This window comes from Micromonospora ferruginea, assembly GCF_013694245.2.
In the GTDB taxonomy this organism is placed as follows: domain Bacteria; phylum Actinomycetota; class Actinomycetes; order Mycobacteriales; family Micromonosporaceae; genus Micromonospora; species Micromonospora robiginosa.
This window is the reverse complement of the sequence record NZ_CP059322.2, coordinates 1,729,950-1,747,681: the sequence shown is the minus strand read 5'-3', so window position 1 is coordinate 1,747,681 and position 17,732 is coordinate 1,729,950. Positions and strand designations below refer to the sequence as shown.

Annotated in this window: 13 protein-coding genes; 8 read left to right on the top strand and 5 right to left on the bottom strand. The window is 74.0% G+C overall.

Translation table 11 applies throughout. The features are described from left to right. The first annotated feature begins 14 nt into the window (after positions 1-14). The 8 genes from uxaC to H1D33_RS07555 all read left to right on the top strand — a co-directional run bounded on the left by uxaC (position 15) and on the right by H1D33_RS07555 (position 11,730). On the top strand, positions 15-1,448 hold the full coding sequence (uxaC, locus tag H1D33_RS07590) for a glucuronate isomerase (RefSeq protein ID WP_181568745.1): 1,434 nt from the start codon (positions 15-17) through the stop codon (positions 1,446-1,448). After that, positions 1,445-2,746, top strand: a complete 1,302-nt coding sequence (locus H1D33_RS07585) for an enolase C-terminal domain-like protein (protein ID WP_181568746.1) — start codon at positions 1,445-1,447, stop codon at positions 2,744-2,746. The genes uxaC and H1D33_RS07585 overlap by 4 nt, the downstream gene beginning before the upstream one ends. After that, entirely contained in the window at positions 2,737-4,227 is a 1,491-nt protein-coding gene (locus H1D33_RS07580; RefSeq protein WP_181568747.1) for a mannitol dehydrogenase family protein, read from the top strand. Before H1D33_RS07585 ends, H1D33_RS07580 begins: the two co-directional genes overlap by 10 nt. Before the next feature lie 58 nt (positions 4,228-4,285). Beyond that, positions 4,286-5,464 (top strand): Gfo/Idh/MocA family protein, encoded by a 1,179-nt coding sequence (locus H1D33_RS07575; protein ID WP_181568748.1) that lies wholly within the window; start codon positions 4,286-4,288, stop codon positions 5,462-5,464. A 20-nt stretch (positions 5,465-5,484) separates the two neighbouring features. Continuing rightward, complete coding sequence (locus H1D33_RS07570; RefSeq protein ID WP_181568749.1) at positions 5,485-6,834, top strand: pectate lyase family protein; 1,350 nt, start codon at positions 5,485-5,487, stop codon at positions 6,832-6,834. Between the two features lie 232 nt (positions 6,835-7,066). Further along, complete coding sequence (locus H1D33_RS07565) at positions 7,067-7,477, top strand: ATP-binding protein (RefSeq protein ID WP_181568750.1); 411 nt, start codon at positions 7,067-7,069, stop codon at positions 7,475-7,477. Positions 7,478-7,530: 53 nt separating this feature from the next. Next, positions 7,531-10,944 carry an ATP-binding protein gene (locus H1D33_RS07560; protein ID WP_181568751.1) on the top strand — a complete coding sequence of 1,138 codons (3,414 nt, stop codon included), beginning with the start codon at positions 7,531-7,533 and terminating at the stop codon, positions 10,942-10,944. A gap of 60 nt (positions 10,945-11,004) precedes the next feature. Beyond that, positions 11,005-11,730, top strand: a complete 726-nt coding sequence (locus H1D33_RS07555) for an HD domain-containing protein (protein WP_181568752.1) — start codon at positions 11,005-11,007, stop codon at positions 11,728-11,730. A gap of 133 nt (positions 11,731-11,863) precedes the next feature. Here H1D33_RS07555 and H1D33_RS07550 read toward each other — a convergent pair whose 3' ends face one another. The 5 genes from H1D33_RS07550 to H1D33_RS07530 form a co-directional block, all read right to left on the bottom strand. Beyond that, positions 11,864-12,277, bottom strand: coding sequence for a barstar family protein (locus H1D33_RS07550; RefSeq protein ID WP_181568753.1), 414 nt, complete (start codon positions 12,275-12,277; stop codon positions 11,864-11,866). Between the two features lie 29 nt (positions 12,278-12,306). Beyond that, positions 12,307-12,747, bottom strand: a complete 441-nt coding sequence (locus H1D33_RS07545) for a ribonuclease domain-containing protein (RefSeq protein WP_181568754.1) — start codon at positions 12,745-12,747, stop codon at positions 12,307-12,309. Positions 12,748-12,924: 177 nt separating this feature from the next. Beyond that, positions 12,925-15,834: a M36 family metallopeptidase gene (locus tag H1D33_RS07540; protein WP_246411559.1), complete on the bottom strand. Its 2,910-nt coding sequence runs from the start codon at positions 15,832-15,834 to the stop codon at positions 12,925-12,927. Between the two features lie 391 nt (positions 15,835-16,225). Then, positions 16,226-16,918, bottom strand: a complete 693-nt coding sequence (locus tag H1D33_RS07535; protein WP_181568756.1) for a Crp/Fnr family transcriptional regulator — start codon at positions 16,916-16,918, stop codon at positions 16,226-16,228. Between the two features lie 81 nt (positions 16,919-16,999). Then, on the bottom strand, positions 17,000-17,530 hold the full coding sequence (locus tag H1D33_RS07530; RefSeq protein WP_181568757.1) for a Pycsar system effector family protein: 531 nt from the start codon (positions 17,528-17,530) through the stop codon (positions 17,000-17,002). Positions 17,531-17,732 lie beyond the last annotated feature (202 nt).

Here is a 17,732-nt window from a genome sequence, read left to right as displayed (position 1 = left end):
AGGAGCCCTCCCCCGTGCCGATCATCTCCCCCAGCGACCTGCTCCTGCCCGCCGAGCCCGGCCAGCGCGCGCTGGCCCGCGAGCTGTACGCGCTGGCCGCCGAGCAGCCGATCATCTCCCCGCACGGGCACGTCGACCCGGCGCTGCTGGCCGAGGACCGCCCGTTCCCCGACCCGGCCCGGCTGCTCATCGTGCCCGACCACTACCTGACCCGGATGCTGCTCAGCCAGGGCGTCCCCCCGGCCGACCTGGGCGTGCCGAGCGTCGACGGCAGCCCGGTCGAGACCGACGGACGCACGATCTGGCGGCGCTTCGCCGCGCACTGGCACCTGTTCCGGGGCACCCCGTCGAAGCTGTGGCTGGAGCAGACGTTCCGGAACGTGTTCGGGGTGGACACCCCGCTGTCCCCGGCCACCGCCGACGCCGTCTACGACGCGCTCGCCGCCCGCCTCGCCGAGCCGGCGTTCCGGCCCCGGGAGCTGTTCACCCGCTTCGGCATCGAGGTGCTCGCCACCACCGAGTCGCCCCTGGACGACCTGGGCCGGCACGCCAAGCTCGCCGCCGACGGCTGGGGCGGGCCGGGCGGGCGGGTGGTCACCACGTTCCGCCCGGACGACGTGGTGGACATGGAGTTCGACGGCTGGGCGGCCAACGTGGACCGGCTCGCCGAGATCTCCGGCGAGGACACCGGCACCTACGCCGGCTACCTGGCCGCGCTGCGGCGACGGCGGGAGGCGTTCATCGACGCCGGCGCCACCTCGTCGGACCACGGCCACCCCACCGCCCGTACCCTCGACCTGTCCCCGGCGGAGGCCGCCGCGCTCTACGCCAAGGGGCGGCGCGGCGCGGCCGACCCGGGCGACGCGGAGGCGTTCCGGGCGCACATGCTGCTGGAGTTCGCCCGGATGTCGCTCGACGACGGCCTGGTGATGCAGGTGCACCCGGGCGCGGTGCGCAACCACAACCGGTGGCTGCACGCCCGGCACGGCCGCGACGTCGGCGGCGACGTGCCGCAGGCCACCGACTACGTGCACGGGCTGGCCCCGCTGCTGGACGCGCACGGCAACGACAGCCGGCTGACCGTCGTGCTCTACACGCTCGACGAGGACACCTTCACCCGCGAGCTGGCGCCCCTGGCCGGCGGCTACGCCGCGCTGCGCCTCGGCGCGCCCTGGTGGTTCCTCGACTCGCCGGAGGTGCTGCGCCGGTTCCGGGAGGCGGTCACCGAGACGGCCGGCTTCTACAACACCGCCGGGTTCGTCGACGACACCCGCGCGTTCTGCTCCATCCCGGTACGCCACGACGTGGCCCGCCGGGTCGACGCCGGCTTCCTGGCCCGCCTCGTCGCCGAGCACCGGCTGGCCGAGGACGAGGCCGCCGAGACCATCGTCGACCTGGCCTACCGGCTGCCGAAGCAGGTCTTCAAGTTCGGAGGTGAGCGGTCATGACCAGGATCGTCGACGTCACCGTGCACGACGTGCGCTTCCCCACCGCCGCCAGCGGCGACGGGTCGGACGCGATCAACCGGGGCGACTACTCGGCCACCTACGTGGAGCTGACCACCGACGGCGGGCCGACCGGCGCCGGGTTCACCTTCACCAACGGCCGGGGCAACGAGATCACCTGCGCGGCGGTCCGCGCGCTCGCCCACCACGTGCGCGGGCGCACGGTCGCCGAGATCGTCGCCGAGCCGGTGGCGTTCTGGCGCTCGCTCACCGCCGACGTGCAACTGCGCTGGCTCGGGCCGGAGAAGGGGGTCATCCACATGGCCACCGGCGCGCTGGTCAACGCGGTCTGGGACCTGCGCGCCAAGCTGGCCGGCAAGCCGATGTGGCGATTCCTCGCCGAGATGCCCACCGACGAGCTGGTGGGCACCGTGGACTTCCACCACATCACCGACGCGCTCACCCCGGACGAGGCGGCGGCCATCCTCGACAAGGGGCGCGACGGTCTCGCCGACCGGCTGGCCGGGCTGGAGCGCGACGGCTTCCCGTCGTACACCACGTCGGTGGGCTGGCTCGGCTACCCGGACGAGCGGGTGCGGGCGCTGACCCGCGACGCGTACGCGGCGGGGTGGCGGGCGGTGAAGATGAAGGTCGGCGGGCGGCTCGACGACGACCTGCGCCGGGCGCGGATCATCCGCGCCGAGATCGGCCCGGACGCGCTGCTGATGATGGACGCCAACCAGGTGTGGGACGTGGACGAGGCGATCGCCGCGATGGCGGCGCTGGTCGAGGTCGACCCGTACTGGATCGAGGAGCCCACGCACGCCGACGACGTGCTCGGGCACGCCCGGATCGCCCGCGCGGTGACCGAGCTGTCCGGCGGCCGGTGCCGGGTCGCCACCGGCGAGGTGGCCGCCAACCGGGTGATCTTCAAGCAGTTGCTCCAGGCCGAGGCGATCGGCGTGATGCAGGTCGACGCGTGCCGGGTCGGCGGCGTGGACGAGGTGCTGGCCGAGCTGCTGCTGGCGGCGAAGTTCGGGGTGCCGGTCTGCCCGCACGCCGGCGGTGTCGGGCTCTGCGAGTACGTGCAGCACCTCGCGGTCTTCGACCACCTGCGGGTGAGCACCGGGCTGGACGGCCGGATGGTCGAGTACGTCGACCACCTGCACGAGCACTTCGTCGACCCGGTCCGCACCCGGGGCGGGCGCTACCTGCTGCCCACCGCGCCCGGCTACAGCGCGACCATGCGGCCGGAGTCGGTCGCCGAGTTCCGCTTCCCGGACGGCCCGGCATGGCGCTGACCGTCGACACCGGCCGGCTCGGCCTGGCCACGCTGCGCCGGCTGCCCGAGCAGTGCCGTCCGCTGCTGCGCCCCGGCACCGTGCCGGCCGGCATCGTCCACCTCGGGCTCGGCGCGTTCTACCGCGCCCACCAGGCCGTGTTCACCGAGGCCGCGGTCGGCGCGGCCGGCGGCGACTGGGGCATCGTCGGCGTCGCGCCGCGCAGCACCGACGTGGTCGAGGCGCTGGCCGCGCAGGACGCGCTGTTCAGCGTCACCACGCTCGCCCCCGAGGGCGCGACCACCCGGGTGGTCGGCGCGCTGGCCGGGGTACGGCACGCCGCCGCCGACCCGGACGCGGTGGTGCGCCTGCTCGCCGACCCGGCGATCCGGGTGGTCACGCTGACCGTGACCGAGAAGGCGTACCAGCTCGACCCGGTCACCGCCACGCTGGCCGCCGACGCCGAGCTGACCGCCGACCTGACCACCGACCGGCCGCCGCGCACCGTGCCCGGCCTGCTGGTGCGCGGGCTGCTCGCCCGGGCCGCCGCCGGCGCCGGGCCGCTGGCGCTGGTCAGTTGCGACAACCTGCCGGCCAACGGACGCCGGCTGCGCGGCCTGGTCGAGCAGTGCCTGGCGCTGGCCCGGGTGCCCGACGCCACGCTCGACCGGGTGGCGGCGCTCCTCACCTGCCCCGGCACCATGGTCGACCGGATCGTGCCGGCCAGCACCGACGCGACCCGGGAGACGGCCGGCCGGGCGCTCGGCGTGACCGACCTGGCGGCGGTCGAGGCCGAGCCGTGGTCGCAGTGGGTGATCGAGGACGACTTCCCCGGCGGGCGGCCCGCCTGGGAGCGTGCCGGGGCGGTCCTCACCGACGACGCCGGCCCGTGGGAGCGGTTGAAGCTGCGCGCGCTCAACGGCGTGCACTCGGCCACCGCGTACCTGGGGGCGCTCGCCGGCGCGGAGACGGTGGCCGAGACGCTGACGCTGCCGCACCTGGACGCGACGCTGCGCCGGCTGCTCGCCGAGGAGGTCGCGCCGAGCTTCGACCCGCCGCCCGACGTGTCCGTCGCCGACTACGGGGAGCAGGTGCTCACCCGGTTCGGCAACCCGGCCGTCCGGCACCGGACCCTGCAAATCGCCATGGACGGCTCACAGAAGCTGCCGCAGCGGGTGCTGCACACGGTCGCCGACCTGCGCGCGGCCGGCCGGTCGGCGCGCTGGTGCGCGCTGGTGGTGGCGGCCTGGCTGCGCTTCCTGCTCGGTCACGCCGACGACGGCCGGCCGCTGCCGCTGGACGACCCGCTCGCCGACCGGCTGCGCGCGGCGCTGGCCGGCGGCCGGCACACCCCGGCCGGGGTGGTCGACGCGGTGTTCGCGGTGCGCGAGGTCTTCCCCGCCGACCTGGCCGCCGACGAGGAGTTCCGCGCCGAGGTGACCGGCTGGCTGACCGCGCTGCAGCGCCACGGTGTCCGGGCCACCCTGGCGGGCGCCCGGTGACCGGCCGGGCGCCGGTCCGGCCCCTCGGCGGCGGGCCGGCCGACGGCGGCGGGCCCCGGTGAGCGGCGGGGCGCCGCCTCGGGTGGCGCTGGTCGGCGTGAACGGGCACGGGCGCTGGCACCGGCGGGTGATCGCCGCGCTGCACGCCGCCGGCCGGCTGCGCCTGGTCGCCCTGGTCGACGTGCGCCCGCCGGAACCCGAGCCGGACGCGCCCACACCGCCCGGCACCGGCGTCTTCACCGACCACCGGGCCATGCTCGCCGCGTCCCGGCCCGACGTGGTGGTGGTCTGCACGCCGCCGCACACCCACCTGCCGATCGCCCGGGACGTGCTCGCCGCCGGCGCCGACCTGCTGCTGGAGAAGCCGCCGGTGCTCGACCTGGCCGAGCACCGGGCACTGCGGGCCGCGTCCGACGCCGCCGGTCGGGCGGTGCAGGTCAACTTCCAGGCGCTCGGCTCGCCCGCGCTGACCGAGCTGACCGGCGCGCTGGCCGCCGGCCGGCTCGGCGGAGTCACCGGCATCGCCACGGTCGCCGCCTGGCAGCGCCCGGACGCCTACTACGCCCGCTCGGGCTGGGCCGGCCGGCGGTCGGTGGACGGCCGGCCGGCGCTCGACGGCGCGCTGGCCAACCCGCTCGCGCACGCGCTGATGCAGTGCCTGGCGGTCGCCGAGGCGGTGACCGGCGCGCCGGTACGGCCGGCCCGGATCGAGGTGGAGCGCTACCGGGTGCGCCCGATCGAGGTGGACGACACCGCGGTCCTGCGGCTCACCCCGCACGCCGGCCCGCCGGTGCTGGCCGCGCTCACCCTGGCCGCCGAGGAGCACCTCGCCGGCGACGTGCTGGTGACCGGCGAGCGGGGGCGGGCGGTGCTGGAGTACCCGACCGACCGGCTGCGGCTGCCCTCGGACGCCCGCCCCCGCGTCGTGCCCGGCCGGCAGGGACTGCTGGCGAACCTGCTCGACCACCGGGCCGCCGGCGTGCCGCTGATCGCGCCGCTGGCGCGCACCGGGCCGTTCACGGTGGTGCTGGACGCGCTGCGGGACGCGCCGGAGCCGACGCCGCTCGGCGGCGACGTGGTGCGCGCGGTCGGCGACGGGCCGCAGCGGGTGCGGATCATCCGCGGCGTCAACGACGTGCTGCGCGCGGCGGCGGACAGCGGCGCGCTGCCGTCCGAGGCCGGGGTGCCGTGGGCGACCCGACCGTACGTGGTGGACCTGGACGACGACCATCCCTGACCGACAGGACGGAACGAGTCATGCGCAGACGAACCGGAGCCGCCGCCATCCTCGCGGCGGCGCTCACCCTCACCGTCGCCGCCCCCGCGCCGGCCGCGCCCGCCGGGCAGCGCCCGACGCTGGCGGCGGAGCTGATCGGCCGGCAGGCGCTGGCGGCGAACGACGGCTGGGCCGCCGAGGGCGCCGGCACCACCGGCGGCGCGGCGGCGACCGCCGACCGGGTACGCGTGGTGCGTACCCGCGCCGAGCTGGTCGCCGCGCTCGGCGGCGACAACGCCACCAACGCCACCGACGCCACCCCGAAGATCGTGTACGTGGCCGGCACCATCGACGGCTTCGAGGGCCCCGACGGCACGCTCCTGGACTGCGCCGACCTGGCCGACCCGGAGTACTCGCTGCCGGCCTACCTGGCCGCGTACGACCCGGCGGTCTGGGGTCGGGTGAACCCGAGCGGCCCGCTGGAGGCGGCGCGGGTCCGCTCGGTGGCCGCCCAGACCGCCCGCACGCAGCTCAACGTCGGGTCCAACACCACCATCGTCGGGCTGCGCGGCGCCCGGCTCACCGGGCTCACCCTGATGATCGACCGGGTCGCGAACGTGATCGTGCGCAACCTGGAGTTCGCCGACGCCCGGGACTGCTTCCCGGCCTGGTCCCCCACCGACGGCGACACCGGCAACTGGAACTCCCAGTACGACCAGATCTCGGTGCGCCGCAGCGAGCACGTCTGGGTCGACCACAACACGTTCACCGACGGTGACAACCCCGACAGCGCCCAGCCGGTCCACTTCGGCCGCCCCTGGCAGGTGCACGACGGCTCGCTCGACGTCACGCACACCGCCAGCCTGGTCACCGCGTCCTGGAACCGGTTCGTCGGCCGGGACAAGCTGATGCTGATCGGCTCCTCCAACACGGTCGGCCCGGACGTCGGCCGGTTGAAGGTCACCGTGCGCCACAACCTCTTCGACGGGGACCTGCAACGGCTGCCCCGGGTGCGCTTCGGCCAGGTCGACGTGCACGAGAACCACTACCGGCTCGGCGGCGCCGGTTTCGAGTACGCCCTCGGCGTCGGCGTGCAGTCCGCCATCCACGCGGAGAACAACTTCTTCACCCTGGCCGCCGACGTCGACCCGGCGGACCTGATCCACGACTGGGGCGGCACCGCGCTCACCGAGCGTGGGAGCTGGGTCAGGCGGGGCGACCGGCTGCCCCGGCCGGTGGACCTGCGCGCCGCGTACAACGAGGTCCACGACCCGGACCTCGGCGGCGACGCCGGGTGGACGCCGACCCTGCGCGCCGCCCCGCCGCTGCCGACACCGCTGGTCCCGCCGGTCGTCGACGCCTGGGCCGGCGCCGGCCGGCTGCCGCTCTGACCCGTTCCCGTCCCCGGTGGCGGGCCGGTGTCCCCGTCGGGGACGCCGGCCCGCCACCGTTCCCCGGGGGTGTCGGCTGACACACCGGGCGCGATACGCGATGATCACCTCTGGCGGACCCGCCGACGGTGGCATGAATCGGCGGCCACCGGGGACAAGAGGGTGACAGCAGGGGGTGGCAGCGCGAGTGGGCGCCCAGGCCCGGGGACGGGCACGGGACGGAGGGCCGGACGTGACGGGTGGGACGTCCGGCCGGGTCCTCAGCATCGACCTGCCGGCCGATCCCGGCCGGCTCGCGCCCACCCGGGAGCGGCTGCGCGGCTGGTTGCACGCCCAGGGCGTCGGCGAGTGGGACGTGGAGACCGTGCTGATCGCCACCGGCGAGGCCTGCGCCAACGCCATCGAGCACGGCTACCGCTTCGCCCCCGAGGGGATCACCACGCTGCGGGTCGAGCTGCGCGACGACCGGCTGGAGATCGAGGTACGCGACCACGGCGGCTGGCGGCCCACCGACGGCGACGACGGCCTCGACCGGGGCCGGGGGCGGCTGATCATGGCGCGGGTGATGGACGAGGCGACCATCGTCGGCACCCCGGAGGGCACCTGCGTACGGCTGGTGAAGCGGCTCGCCGCGTCCGACTGAGTCAAACCCCGTTTTCCCAGCTCGGAGGCGGGTTAGCCTCGACCCGAGACGACGTGAGCGCTGCTCGCACCGACCTGCGGCGGCACGACCGGCGGGGGGTGCCGGACATGCGCGGTCCGCTCTGGCGTGGCTGGCTCTGGACGCCACGGATCTGGTGGGCGCGGCTCTTCCGCGGCGGGCAGACCACCTTCGGCGCCGACCTCCACGACTACCAGCGGCGGCACGTGGTTCGCTTCCCGACCCGCGCCCGGTGGTGGCACTACCCCTGGCTCTGGTTGGTCCTGTTCGTGGTGGCGGCGCTGACCGTCGCGGTCCTCACCCTCACCCAGTTGGTCTTTCCGCTGGTTCACCTGCTCTTCTACCACCTCGGCCTCGACCCTCCGCTCGGCCGCCTCGGCTGGCTGCCGCACCCGTGCGGCGGCAACCCGCCCGGGCAGACCGGGGACAGCCCGGGCAGGTCCTGCGCGACGATCACCAGCTTCCTCACCCCGGTCACCGGGGCGGCGCTCGCGTTCTTCGTCTTCTATCTGTTCACCCGCACGCACGTGCGCCGGTGGTACCGCAAGCGGGCACAGGACCGGCCGTGCGACCTGGTGCGCACCGCCAGCGACGACATCGACCGGGTGGTCGGCCGGGAGGAGTTGTGCGAGGTCCTGATCGAGCGCGTGCGCGACGGCCGGCTCCGCTGCCCCACCGTGATCGTGGGCGGCGTCGGCAGCGGCAAGACGGCCACCCTGGTGGCGCTGACCCGCGAACTCGCCCGCCGGGGCATCGTGCCGGTGCCGATCCGGCTGCACGACGTGCAGGACAAGAAGGACATCGACTTCGAGAAGATGGCCCGCGAGCGGTTCCTGGCGGAGATCGACGCCCGCCTGACCAGCGACTCGCAGGGCACCCGGCTGTGGCGGACGCTGCGCTGGAGCAACCACGTCGTGGTGCTGGCGGACGGCCTGGAGGAGGCGGTCCAGGCGGACAAGGAGCACAGCGGCGAGAGCGTCATCCGCACCGCCGTCGCCAGGGCCGCGGACACCCACCTGCCGCTGGTGATCGCGTCCCGCCCGTACGACCCGCTGCGCGGGATGCCGGCGATCGTCGTCGGCCTCGAACCGCTCGGCGAGGGGGCCGCGCTGGAGTACGCGCTCGGCGGCGACGACCGCCCCGGCTCGGTGACCTGGGCGCCGGTGATCGACCTGGTGCTCGCCGCCGACGTCACCGAGTCACCGGTGTTCCTGCGGATCATCCGCGACCTCAACCGGCAGGGCCGGCTGCGCCCCCGGGCCGGCTACCAGACGCAGCGGGGCGTGGCCGCCCAGGCGACCGACCGCTACGCCGTACGGTGGCAGTTGCTGGAGGACTGGCGCGAGGCGCTGCAGACCGGCCTGCTGCGGGCGGACGTCGCGTCGAGCGCGAGCCAGCGCGAGGGCACCCTTCGGGTGCTCGCCGCGTTCGCCTGTGTCGGCTTCCTGCGCGACAGCCTCCAGGTCGGCTACGCCGCCCTCACCGACGAGGGCCGCTGGGAGCGGGCCGACCACCCCCACCGGCCGATCCTCGACGCTCTGGTCCGCGGGCTGCCCGACGGCCGGGATCCGCGCGACCGTGACGTGCTCAACCATGCCGCGACCGAGGGCAGCGAGCTGGGCGTCGTCGACGCCCAGAGCGACGGCGTCCGGTTCCACCACGGTGACATCCAGGCCTATCTGGGCGCCTGGATGCTCACCGAGCCACAGGTGCGCGACGCGCTGCTGCCCCACCTGCTGAACGCGGGTCCGAGCCGGGAGCTGCTGGACGCGCTGCGACTGCTCTCCCGGCACCTGGCCGAGGTGCGGGAGAACCCGCCCGACGCCCGCTCCGGTCGAGGCTGGACCGTCCTGTCGAGCCTGCGCGAGGTCTGGGAGAGCAACCGTCGCCGGCCCGGGGACGCCGCGGACCTGACCCGGCGGCTGCGGACCCTGGCGACGAACCAACTGGCCCGCTGCTGGGAGCTGGAGTTCTCCGCGGCGGCCCTGGAGATCGACGTGAGCAGCACCCGACCCGACCACGCCGCGCTCGTGCACGAGGTGGCGGGACGCTGGCACCGGTATCAGGACGACACGCCGGACCGGCCGGTCGACGAGGCCAAGCTCGACCTGGTCCGCCGCATCGGGGAGACCGGACGCCTCATCACCGACCGGCGGCGCTTCCCCGCCGTGGACTGTCGCGAGGCGCTGCGCGCGCCGCCGTACGCGGACCTGTTCCGGATGGCCGGTCAGGAGCGGTCCTACCGGGTCCGGCTGGCCGCCGCGCGGGAGTTGGGTCTCGGCGGGACGGACGCCGCGTTGGCTCTCACCGGGCCCGATCTGCTGCGGCCCCGGGTGGAGGCCGTGGAGTCGGGCGACGACGACGGCCGCCAACGGCGCGAACAGCAGATGCGGGGCTGGGTCGTGCCGTTGCTGCACCTCTCCACGGTCCTCGACATGGGGTCCACGCAGCCCGAGGATGTGCGACGGCAGCACAGTGGCACGGCCCTGCACCAGTGGCTGACCTCGCTGCCCGGGCCGGACCGGGGCGACGACACGCTCACCCTCTCCGCCGAGATGGCGCTGGCGCAGGGGTTCCGGCTCGCCGCGAACATGCGGCGGCTCCCCGTCGGACGCCAGCAGTGGGACCGCAGCTTCCTGGCGGAGAAGGCCGAGTACGCGCTGCGGCACTCCCGTTTCTGGTACAGCCACCTCACCCTCATCCAGGCGCTCACGTTGCTGTCACTGCCGGACGACCCGGCGACCCCGCTGCCCCGGCGGGGCCGGGGCGCCAACCCGTCCGCGCTGGTGCAGCACTGGGTCGCGATCGCGGGCGCCGCCGTGCCCGGCCGGGACCGGTGCACGGCGCACCCGTTCGTGCTGGAGGTCGGCCGGCTCTGCGTGCTCGCCCTGCTCACCCGTCGACCGGAGCGGTTCTGCTGGGTTGACGAGCGGGAGACCGCGAGTCGGGTGGGGTCGTGCACCGCGTCGCCCGTGCTGCGCCACGAGCAGCGGCTGTGGATCCCCGACTCGATGGGGTGGAGCATCCTCGGTCGGCGGGCCCAGCGGCTCCTCGCCGACGTCATGCTGCTGCTCAACCTCGCCGACCGGGGCGAGAGCACGGCCGAGCGCGAGGCCCGGCTGGCCCGGGCGGACCGCTGCGACCTGCCGCCCTGCCTGACCAACGACCGCTCGGCCCTGCAGCCGCTGCGTACCGTGCGCGGGGACCAGCGATGCGACCCGGGCGCCACCTGCCTGGACGACTGCGCGTTCCGGCTCTGCCCGCTGCCGGCCCGGGGCGAGCGGTTGCCGCACGACCTGGACCAGAATTTCTGCGCCCGGCAGCGCGACCTGGCCACCCTGCGCTACGTCACCCAGGCGCGGGCGCCGTGGCAGAACAGCCAGCGCCGCTCGCTGCGGCGGTTCTGGCAGCAGATGTCCGAGCGGACGCTGCCGGGCTGGCGCCGGTGACGCCGCGCCGGGTCGGCCAGCCGACATCCACGGGCAGCGAAGATCAGCTATAAGGGAGGCATGGAGTTTCCCGCGTACCTCGCCACCATGCCGATGCACGCGATCACCGAGATCCACGGCGAGCCCGGCCTGCTGGCCCGCTTCCGGCTGGAGGTCGAGGCGTTCGACGAGGCCGCGCGCGACCGGCTGACCGAGGCGCTGGACCTCGCCGCCGACCTGCACCGCGACGACCGCCGGGTGCGCGAGCCGTACCTGAACCACCTGCTGCGGGTGGCGATCCGGATGATGCACCACTACCAGGTGCGGGACGTGGACGTGATCGTGGCGGGGCTGCTGCACGACGCGGTGGAGGACCACCCGGCCGAGTTGGCCGGCGCCGACGAACCCGCCGGCGTCGACGTCACGGCGGCGGCGCTGGCCGCGCTCGCCGACCGGTTCGGTCCGCGGGTGGCGCGGCTCGTCGCGGCGGTCACCAACCCGGCGTACGACCCGGACCGGGACCGGGACACGCAGTACCGCGAGCACGTGGCGGCCAGCCTGGACCGGGAGCCCTGGGCCCGGGTGATCAAGGTGTCGGACTTCACCGACAACGGCGTCGGCGTGATCCACACGGTCGGGCCGAAGGTGGCCCGGTCGGCCGCCAAGTACCGCCCGCTGGTGCCGGTCTTCCGCGAACTGGTCGCCCGCCCCGACACCCCGCTGTCACCCCCGGTGAAGCGCCACATCTTCGCCCAGCTAGACCTGGCCGAGGAGCGCTTCAGCGCCATCCTCGACCACCCCAACTAACCCTCCCCTCGCCCCTCGCCCTCCCTCGCCCCGTTGATCATGAAGTTAGCTGCCAGGAAAGCGCTCTCCCACCTGGCCAACTTCATGATCAACGCATGCTCCCCCATTCGCCACCGGCGGCATCGGTGGGGAGTCAGGTGGGGTCGGGGGCGCCGAGGGCGGCGGTGATGCGGTGGCGCAGGGCGGGCAGCCGGTCGGGGGCGTCCCGCAGGACCACCCGCAGGGTGGCGTGGCCGCCGGCGGCCGCCGCGCCGAGCACGTCCAGCAGCGTGCCGAGCTGGGCGGGCGGCTCGTCGGCGAGCAGGTCCGCCGCGTCGTGCACGACGAGGGTGAGTGGCCCCTCCTCGAGCCGGTCGGCGAGGACGTCGGCGAGCGCGTCCCAGTTGCGGCCGTACCAGTAGGGCAGCGGCACCGCCTCGGCGAGCGTCTCGTGCAGCGCCGCCCGGGTTCGGGTGACCGCGCCGGGCACCGGCACGCCGGCCGGCTCCGGCGTCGAGCCGGCGTCGAGCGTGAGCCACGCCGGTGGTGTCGGGGGCGCTGCGCCCATGGGAGGTGTCCTTTCGCCGAAGGCGGCGCTCAGAGCCGGTAGAAGTTGCCGTAGTGGTCGGGTGAGAACCAGGTCGCGCCGGTGCTCCTGTTCACCACGATCCGGTACGCGTCGCGGGAGGCGTCGCAGGCGCGCGGGTAGACGTCGTACTCGTAGTAGGTGGCGTTGGTGGGCAGTTGGCCCTCGCGGTTGTAGAACTGCCCGCCGGCGAAGTTGCACCTGCCGCCGCTCCAGGAGTACCAGCCGCGGCTGGTCGGGAAGCTCTTCGCCGACCAGCCGGAGCGCGCGGTGCGGGCGTCCGTGCAGCGGGACAGCGTGCAGGAGCTGTAGACGGCGGCTTCGGCGGGCTCGGCGAGCCGCGTGGAGACCGTGGCGGGGGCGACGAGCGCGGCGGCGGCCACGGCGGTGACCAGGGCGGAGGCGGCCAGGGCGCGGCGTACTCGGGTGGCGGCGGCGCGGAACGGGGTCAAGGGATCCTCCTTGAGCGAGCCGACAGGGCATCGACTGGCATCATTGGCTAGTCGGCGCTCAGTCTGCCCAGGATCCTGCCCGGCGTACAGTCCCCGCCCGGCGACCACGTACCCAATCACGGGTGAACACCCGGTGGCGGGTGCGGACGGACCGAGCCGCCCGCACCCGCCGCGTGCTCAGCGCGCGAACGCCTGGAACTCGGCGATCCGCACGTTCTGCGCCTGCGGGCTCGCCGTCGCGCAGTCGGTCGCCGCCCGTGGGTCGGCGTCCTGCTCACCGGCGTAGTCCGGCCCGCCGGTGCACTGGTTGGTCAGCACCTCGACCCGCAGGTGGGTGGCCGTGGTGCGCGGGATGTCGAACGAGCGCAGCACCAGCTCCGGCGCCCGGGGCCGCGGTGCCACCGCCGGGAAGGCGTCCGGCCGACTGGTGTACACCGGCCGGAAGTCCGCCGCGTCGGCGCAGGTCACCGCGCCCGTGGCGGTGCACGCCAGGACCCGGAACTGCCGCACCGCGGAATACCGGCTCTGGGTGCCGGCGTCGGCGTCCCCGACGACCGGGGGCCGCAGCATGGCGCTGACCTGCACCCGGCGTACCTGCTGGAGCCCGCCGGCCAGGTCGACGGTGACCTGCCGCCCGGCCACCGGCGCGCCCAGCGAGGCCCAGTTGGTGGCCTCGTCGTCGTCGGCGATCGACGCCAGGTTGATCCCGTCGCCGGTGACCGTCGCGCCCGCGCCGGCCGAGGCCAGGTTGGGTCGCAGCACCACCGGCAGCGTGCGGTTCTGCCCGGCCCGCACCGTCACCGGGCCGATCCGGGTGTGCCCGTGGCCGGGCGCCCGGACCACGAACTCGTAGGTGCCGGGCACCAGGGCCACCCGGTCGGTCAGCGGGGTGGCCGCGTCGGTGTCCGCGACCGGCACGGCCCGCGCCTGGTAGCGCCCGACGAAGAGTTGCGCGCCGGCCACCGGCCCGCGCTCACCGAGCGGCAGCAGCCGCAGCGAGCCCTCGCGGGCGTACGGCGAGGTGAAGCCCGGCGTCGGGTCGGGGTCGGCGTTGCCGACGCTGGCCGCGGTCTCGCCGAGGCCGCGCGTGGCGAACGCGTTCCAGAGCAGGTCCTGGTTGGCGCCGCCGAAGCGGATCCGGTCGGCGGCGAGCATCGCGTCCCGGGCGTCGACCATGCTGACCTGGCTGACCGCCATCAGCAGGAACGAGTCGACGACGAGCTGGATCCAGCGCCGGTTGCCCGGGCAGGCGGTCACCGGCCGCTGGCCGTTCGCGCACGCCTTCTGCACCGCCGGCGTGCCGGCGCCCCAGCGGCGCATCATGGCCGCCCGGATGTCGGTGTTGGTGGCGCTCCACACCTCGCCGGAGGCGTGCACCTGAAGACCGGTGACGTCGTAGTCGACCGACGAGTAGTTCAGCGGGCTGGCGCTCATGTTGTAGTTGCGGATGCCCGCGTTCGGGTCCTGGGTGGTGTACTCGCCGATGGTGAAGCCCCGCCGGCCCGGCGCGGCGTACCCGTGCTCGTACAGGTACTCCATGGCGAGCTGGTCGGACCAGCTCTCGCTCATGCCCTGCGGCGAGCTGACCCCGGCGCTCGGGCCGGCGATCATGCGGTTGGTGACCGCGTGGCCGTACTCGTGGGCGATCACCGACATGTCGAAGTCGCCGTCCACGCAGGGCGCGTAGAACGAACCGGCGACCGGCTGCCACAGGTACATGTTGGTGGTCGGCGCGACGCCGTCCGGCGGGGTGATCTGGTTGGCGTTGTTGCGCGCCGGGAACGTCGGCGGGCCGCCGCTCACGCCACCGGCCTGCGCGTTGCCCTGCTCGGCGTCGCCGCCGAGACCACCCCGGCCGAGGTTGTCCTGCTGGAGGTTCCAGGTGTCCTCGGTGAAGCCCAGGTGGTAGGTCCAGTCGTGCATCCGGTTGTGCATGCCGAACAGGTTGGCGCGGGCCGCGTCGATGTCGTTGGCCTGCGGCGAGGTGAACACCTCCGGGTCGCAGCGCCGTTCCTGCCACTGGTTGGTCCACGGGTAGGCGTAGGTGCGGTCCGGGCGCGGCGTCGCGGTCTCGGTGCCGACGCTGAACGGGTCGTTGCTGAACCAGTTCTGCACCGCGATCGCGTTGTTGCCCTTCGTCGTGGTGGTGGACGCCCCGGTGGCCGGGTCCACGTCCCACGCCGGGTGCCCCGGCACCCCGACCACCTCGCGGCAGCCGGCGGCCGGCGCGGCGCACCAGCGCACCCGGGTGTCGACCGAGGACCGGTCGACCCGCGGCGAGTTCGGGAACACGTCCCACGACGGGTTGTCCGCCGCGTGGTCGATCAGGTCCTCACGGACCAGCACGGCGCCGTCGCGGGCGTCCACGTAGGTCGCGTAGGCGGCCGGGTCCGCGCCGGTGGTGTCCGCGCCGAGCACGACCTCCCACGCCGCGCGCGGCCCCCGGTCCGCGGTGGGCACCGCGACCAACGAGGTACGCGACACCTGCGCGTCGGCACGGCCGGAGTCGGCGATCGCGGCCCGCCGCGCCTGCGCGGCGTCGATCGTGGCCGGCGCGGGCGCCCCGGCGTCCCGCGAGAGCGAGGAGCTGACGTGCCAAACCGCTCCCTGTCGTACGCCGATCGCCAGGATCCCGTCGACGGCGGCCGGCAGGTCGCCGAAGCGCTGCCGGAACACCACCGTCGCGCCCTGCCCCATCGGCGCCACGGTCAACTGTTCCAGCGCGGCGGCGCCCTCGGCGGTCAACCCGAGCACGTCCCGGTTCGCGGTCACGTACGCCCGGGCCGCGGCGGCCGGGTCGGCGGGCAGGCCGGTGGCGAGCGGCTTGCCGGTCGAGGTGAGCGTGGCCGGCGTACCGAAGTCGGTCCAGCGGACCCGCGCGCCCAGCGCGGCGGCCCGGTCCCGCTGCCGCGCGCTCGCCGCGACGCGGCCCTTGCGGTTGTCGGTGGCCTTGGTGTCGTGCCGGTCGCCCGGCAGGTGGTCGGGTGAGGCCTGGGTGCGGGTCTCTTCCCGGGGTGCCGCCTGACCGCCGGCTGCGGCGGTCAGGACCATGCCGGCTGCCATGAGCAGCGCGGTGGTCCCCGTCAACGCACGGGATGGTGTGCGCACGGTCCCTCCTGTCATCGTCGAACGGCGATGTCCGTCCCGACATCCGACCAGGATGATCGGCGCGCCGACACCAGCCGAACATCCATTAATAACAGTGCGTCGATGTAACAGGTCTCCGGCTCCGACGTGGTTCGGCCACGGCTAGCAGTCGCGGTCCCTACACCCTGGCGGTGAGCAGCGCCGGGTCCATACGGCCGATCTCGGAGCGCCCCGACATCACGGTGAACTGGGTACGGGGGATGCCGAACAGCCGCGGGGTAAGCGTGGCGTGTTGGTCAGCTAGCGCCATGCAGGTCGTGAAGGCCGTTGCCGTCAGGAGGGCATGCTCGGCGACTCTGTTGAGCGTCGCGGTCGGGCAGAACCCCACCCGTCAAGCGAAGTCGTCAAGGTCGGCCACAGCCCGCAGCCCCTGACTGTTCAGGATAACTATCTCCCGATAGCCGGTGGCCAGGATGCCCGCTTCCCGCATAGTTCCGAGCGCCTTCTGCAGGCTGATCTCGGCCGCCCCACAGAGGGTCGCCAGTTCACTCTGGGTCAGGCCCACGTCGACGACGAGCCCTTCGCGGCTCCGTCGTCCGTACGCCGTGGCAATCTCCCACAGAACGCGCGCCAGTCGGACCTTCACCGGGTAGGAGGCGAAGTCGACTCTGCGCCGATTTGCCCAGCGCAGCCGGTCAGCGACGATGCCGGCGACCTCCGTGGCAGCGTCCGGATTGGACCGAAGGAACGCGCGAAAGGCGTTGCGGTGGATGATTCGGACGATTGAGGCGCGGCAAGCGGTGACTGTTGCGGTTCTCGGCGTGCCGTTGAGCGCGGAGATCTCACCGACGATGTCACCGGACATACGGATCGCCAACAGCGCCTGACGGCCGTCGGCCATCTCCACGGTCACCTTGGCGAGGGCGTCGTCCAGCAGGACGACGTGGGACTCGAGCGCCCCTTCGCGAAGCACGACCTGCGACTCCTTGACCGAACGACGGATCCCGACAGCCAGGAGGCGATCTCGAGTGGTCTCGTCGAGTCGGCCGAGGAGGGTCCCGGACAACCAGATCCTGTCGGTCATCTATCACCTCCGCCACTCTCAATAGATCATCTTTCACGTTCAGCAACAAGGTCGCTACTCACCGGCGGCTGCCGCGACATGTCACCCGCCTCGGAGGATCGAGAGGAGCATCAGTCCTCCGGCGGACGCCATCGCCAGCATCATCCAAGGCATGCTCCGGCGTACCCGATGGTGTTTCGCCATTGCGATGTGGGCGAGTTCGGTGACGAGATCCCACACCTCGTCCCGGTGCTGTCGGACAGGCGCGGGAGGCGAATTGTCCTGTCTGCGAGCAAGGTTCGGAAAGGCGAACCGGTTGGTGCTCCTGGCACTGTCGAGCCGAGGCCGCAGGGCCAGGGTGAGCTGCCAGGCGGCGATCGCAAGACCCGCGACGAAGAGAAGTGCCAGGGATGCGACCAGCAGGGCTGCGCTCGGGGTACCGCCAACCGTTTGCGGGACCACTCTGTCCACGACTGCGGTGGCCACGCCGCCTTCGATCGCCAAGAGGGCGAGGGCCTTGGTGTCGGCGTATCGAATGGCGCTCTGGAACGAGGCTGCCGTAGCCAAGCCGACCTGAAGATCACGCCACGGGTCGAGGTGGGGGTGTCTGGGCGTTCGTCGAACGTTCTCCATGAGTCAAGTGAAGGCGGGCGCAGGCTCAGCTGTGAGTCGAAGTACGGGATGTCGGGCACCTGACGGTGCGGCCGAAAGCGTATTTCTATGGGGTTCCCGGCACGCCGAGCAGATAGAGATGACGGTGAAAACCCGCCGTCGTCACTGAAGGGTGGATCGCGTGCCAGATCTCACGGATCCTGACCGTCGCGTTCTCGTCGCC

Bases quoted from the DNA above. Each gene is read 5' to 3' on its own strand.
- H1D33_RS07585 (WP_181568746.1), top strand. From the start codon at position 1,445: ATGACCAGGATCGTCGACGTCACCGTGCACGACGTGCGCTTCCCCACC.
- H1D33_RS07580 (WP_181568747.1), top strand. From the start codon at position 2,737: ATGGCGCTGACCGTCGACACCGGCCGGCTCGGCCTGGCCACGCTGCGC.
- H1D33_RS07570 (WP_181568749.1), top strand. From the start codon at position 5,485: ATGCGCAGACGAACCGGAGCCGCCGCCATCCTCGCGGCGGCGCTCACC.
- H1D33_RS07555 (WP_181568752.1), top strand. From the start codon at position 11,005: ATGGAGTTTCCCGCGTACCTCGCCACCATGCCGATGCACGCGATCACC.
- H1D33_RS07550 (WP_181568753.1), bottom strand. From the start codon at position 12,277: ATGGGCGCAGCGCCCCCGACACCACCGGCGTGGCTCACGCTCGACGCC.
- H1D33_RS07535 (WP_181568756.1), bottom strand. From the start codon at position 16,918: ATGACCGACAGGATCTGGTTGTCCGGGACCCTCCTCGGCCGACTCGAC.
- H1D33_RS07530 (WP_181568757.1), bottom strand. From the start codon at position 17,530: ATGGAGAACGTTCGACGAACGCCCAGACACCCCCACCTCGACCCGTGG.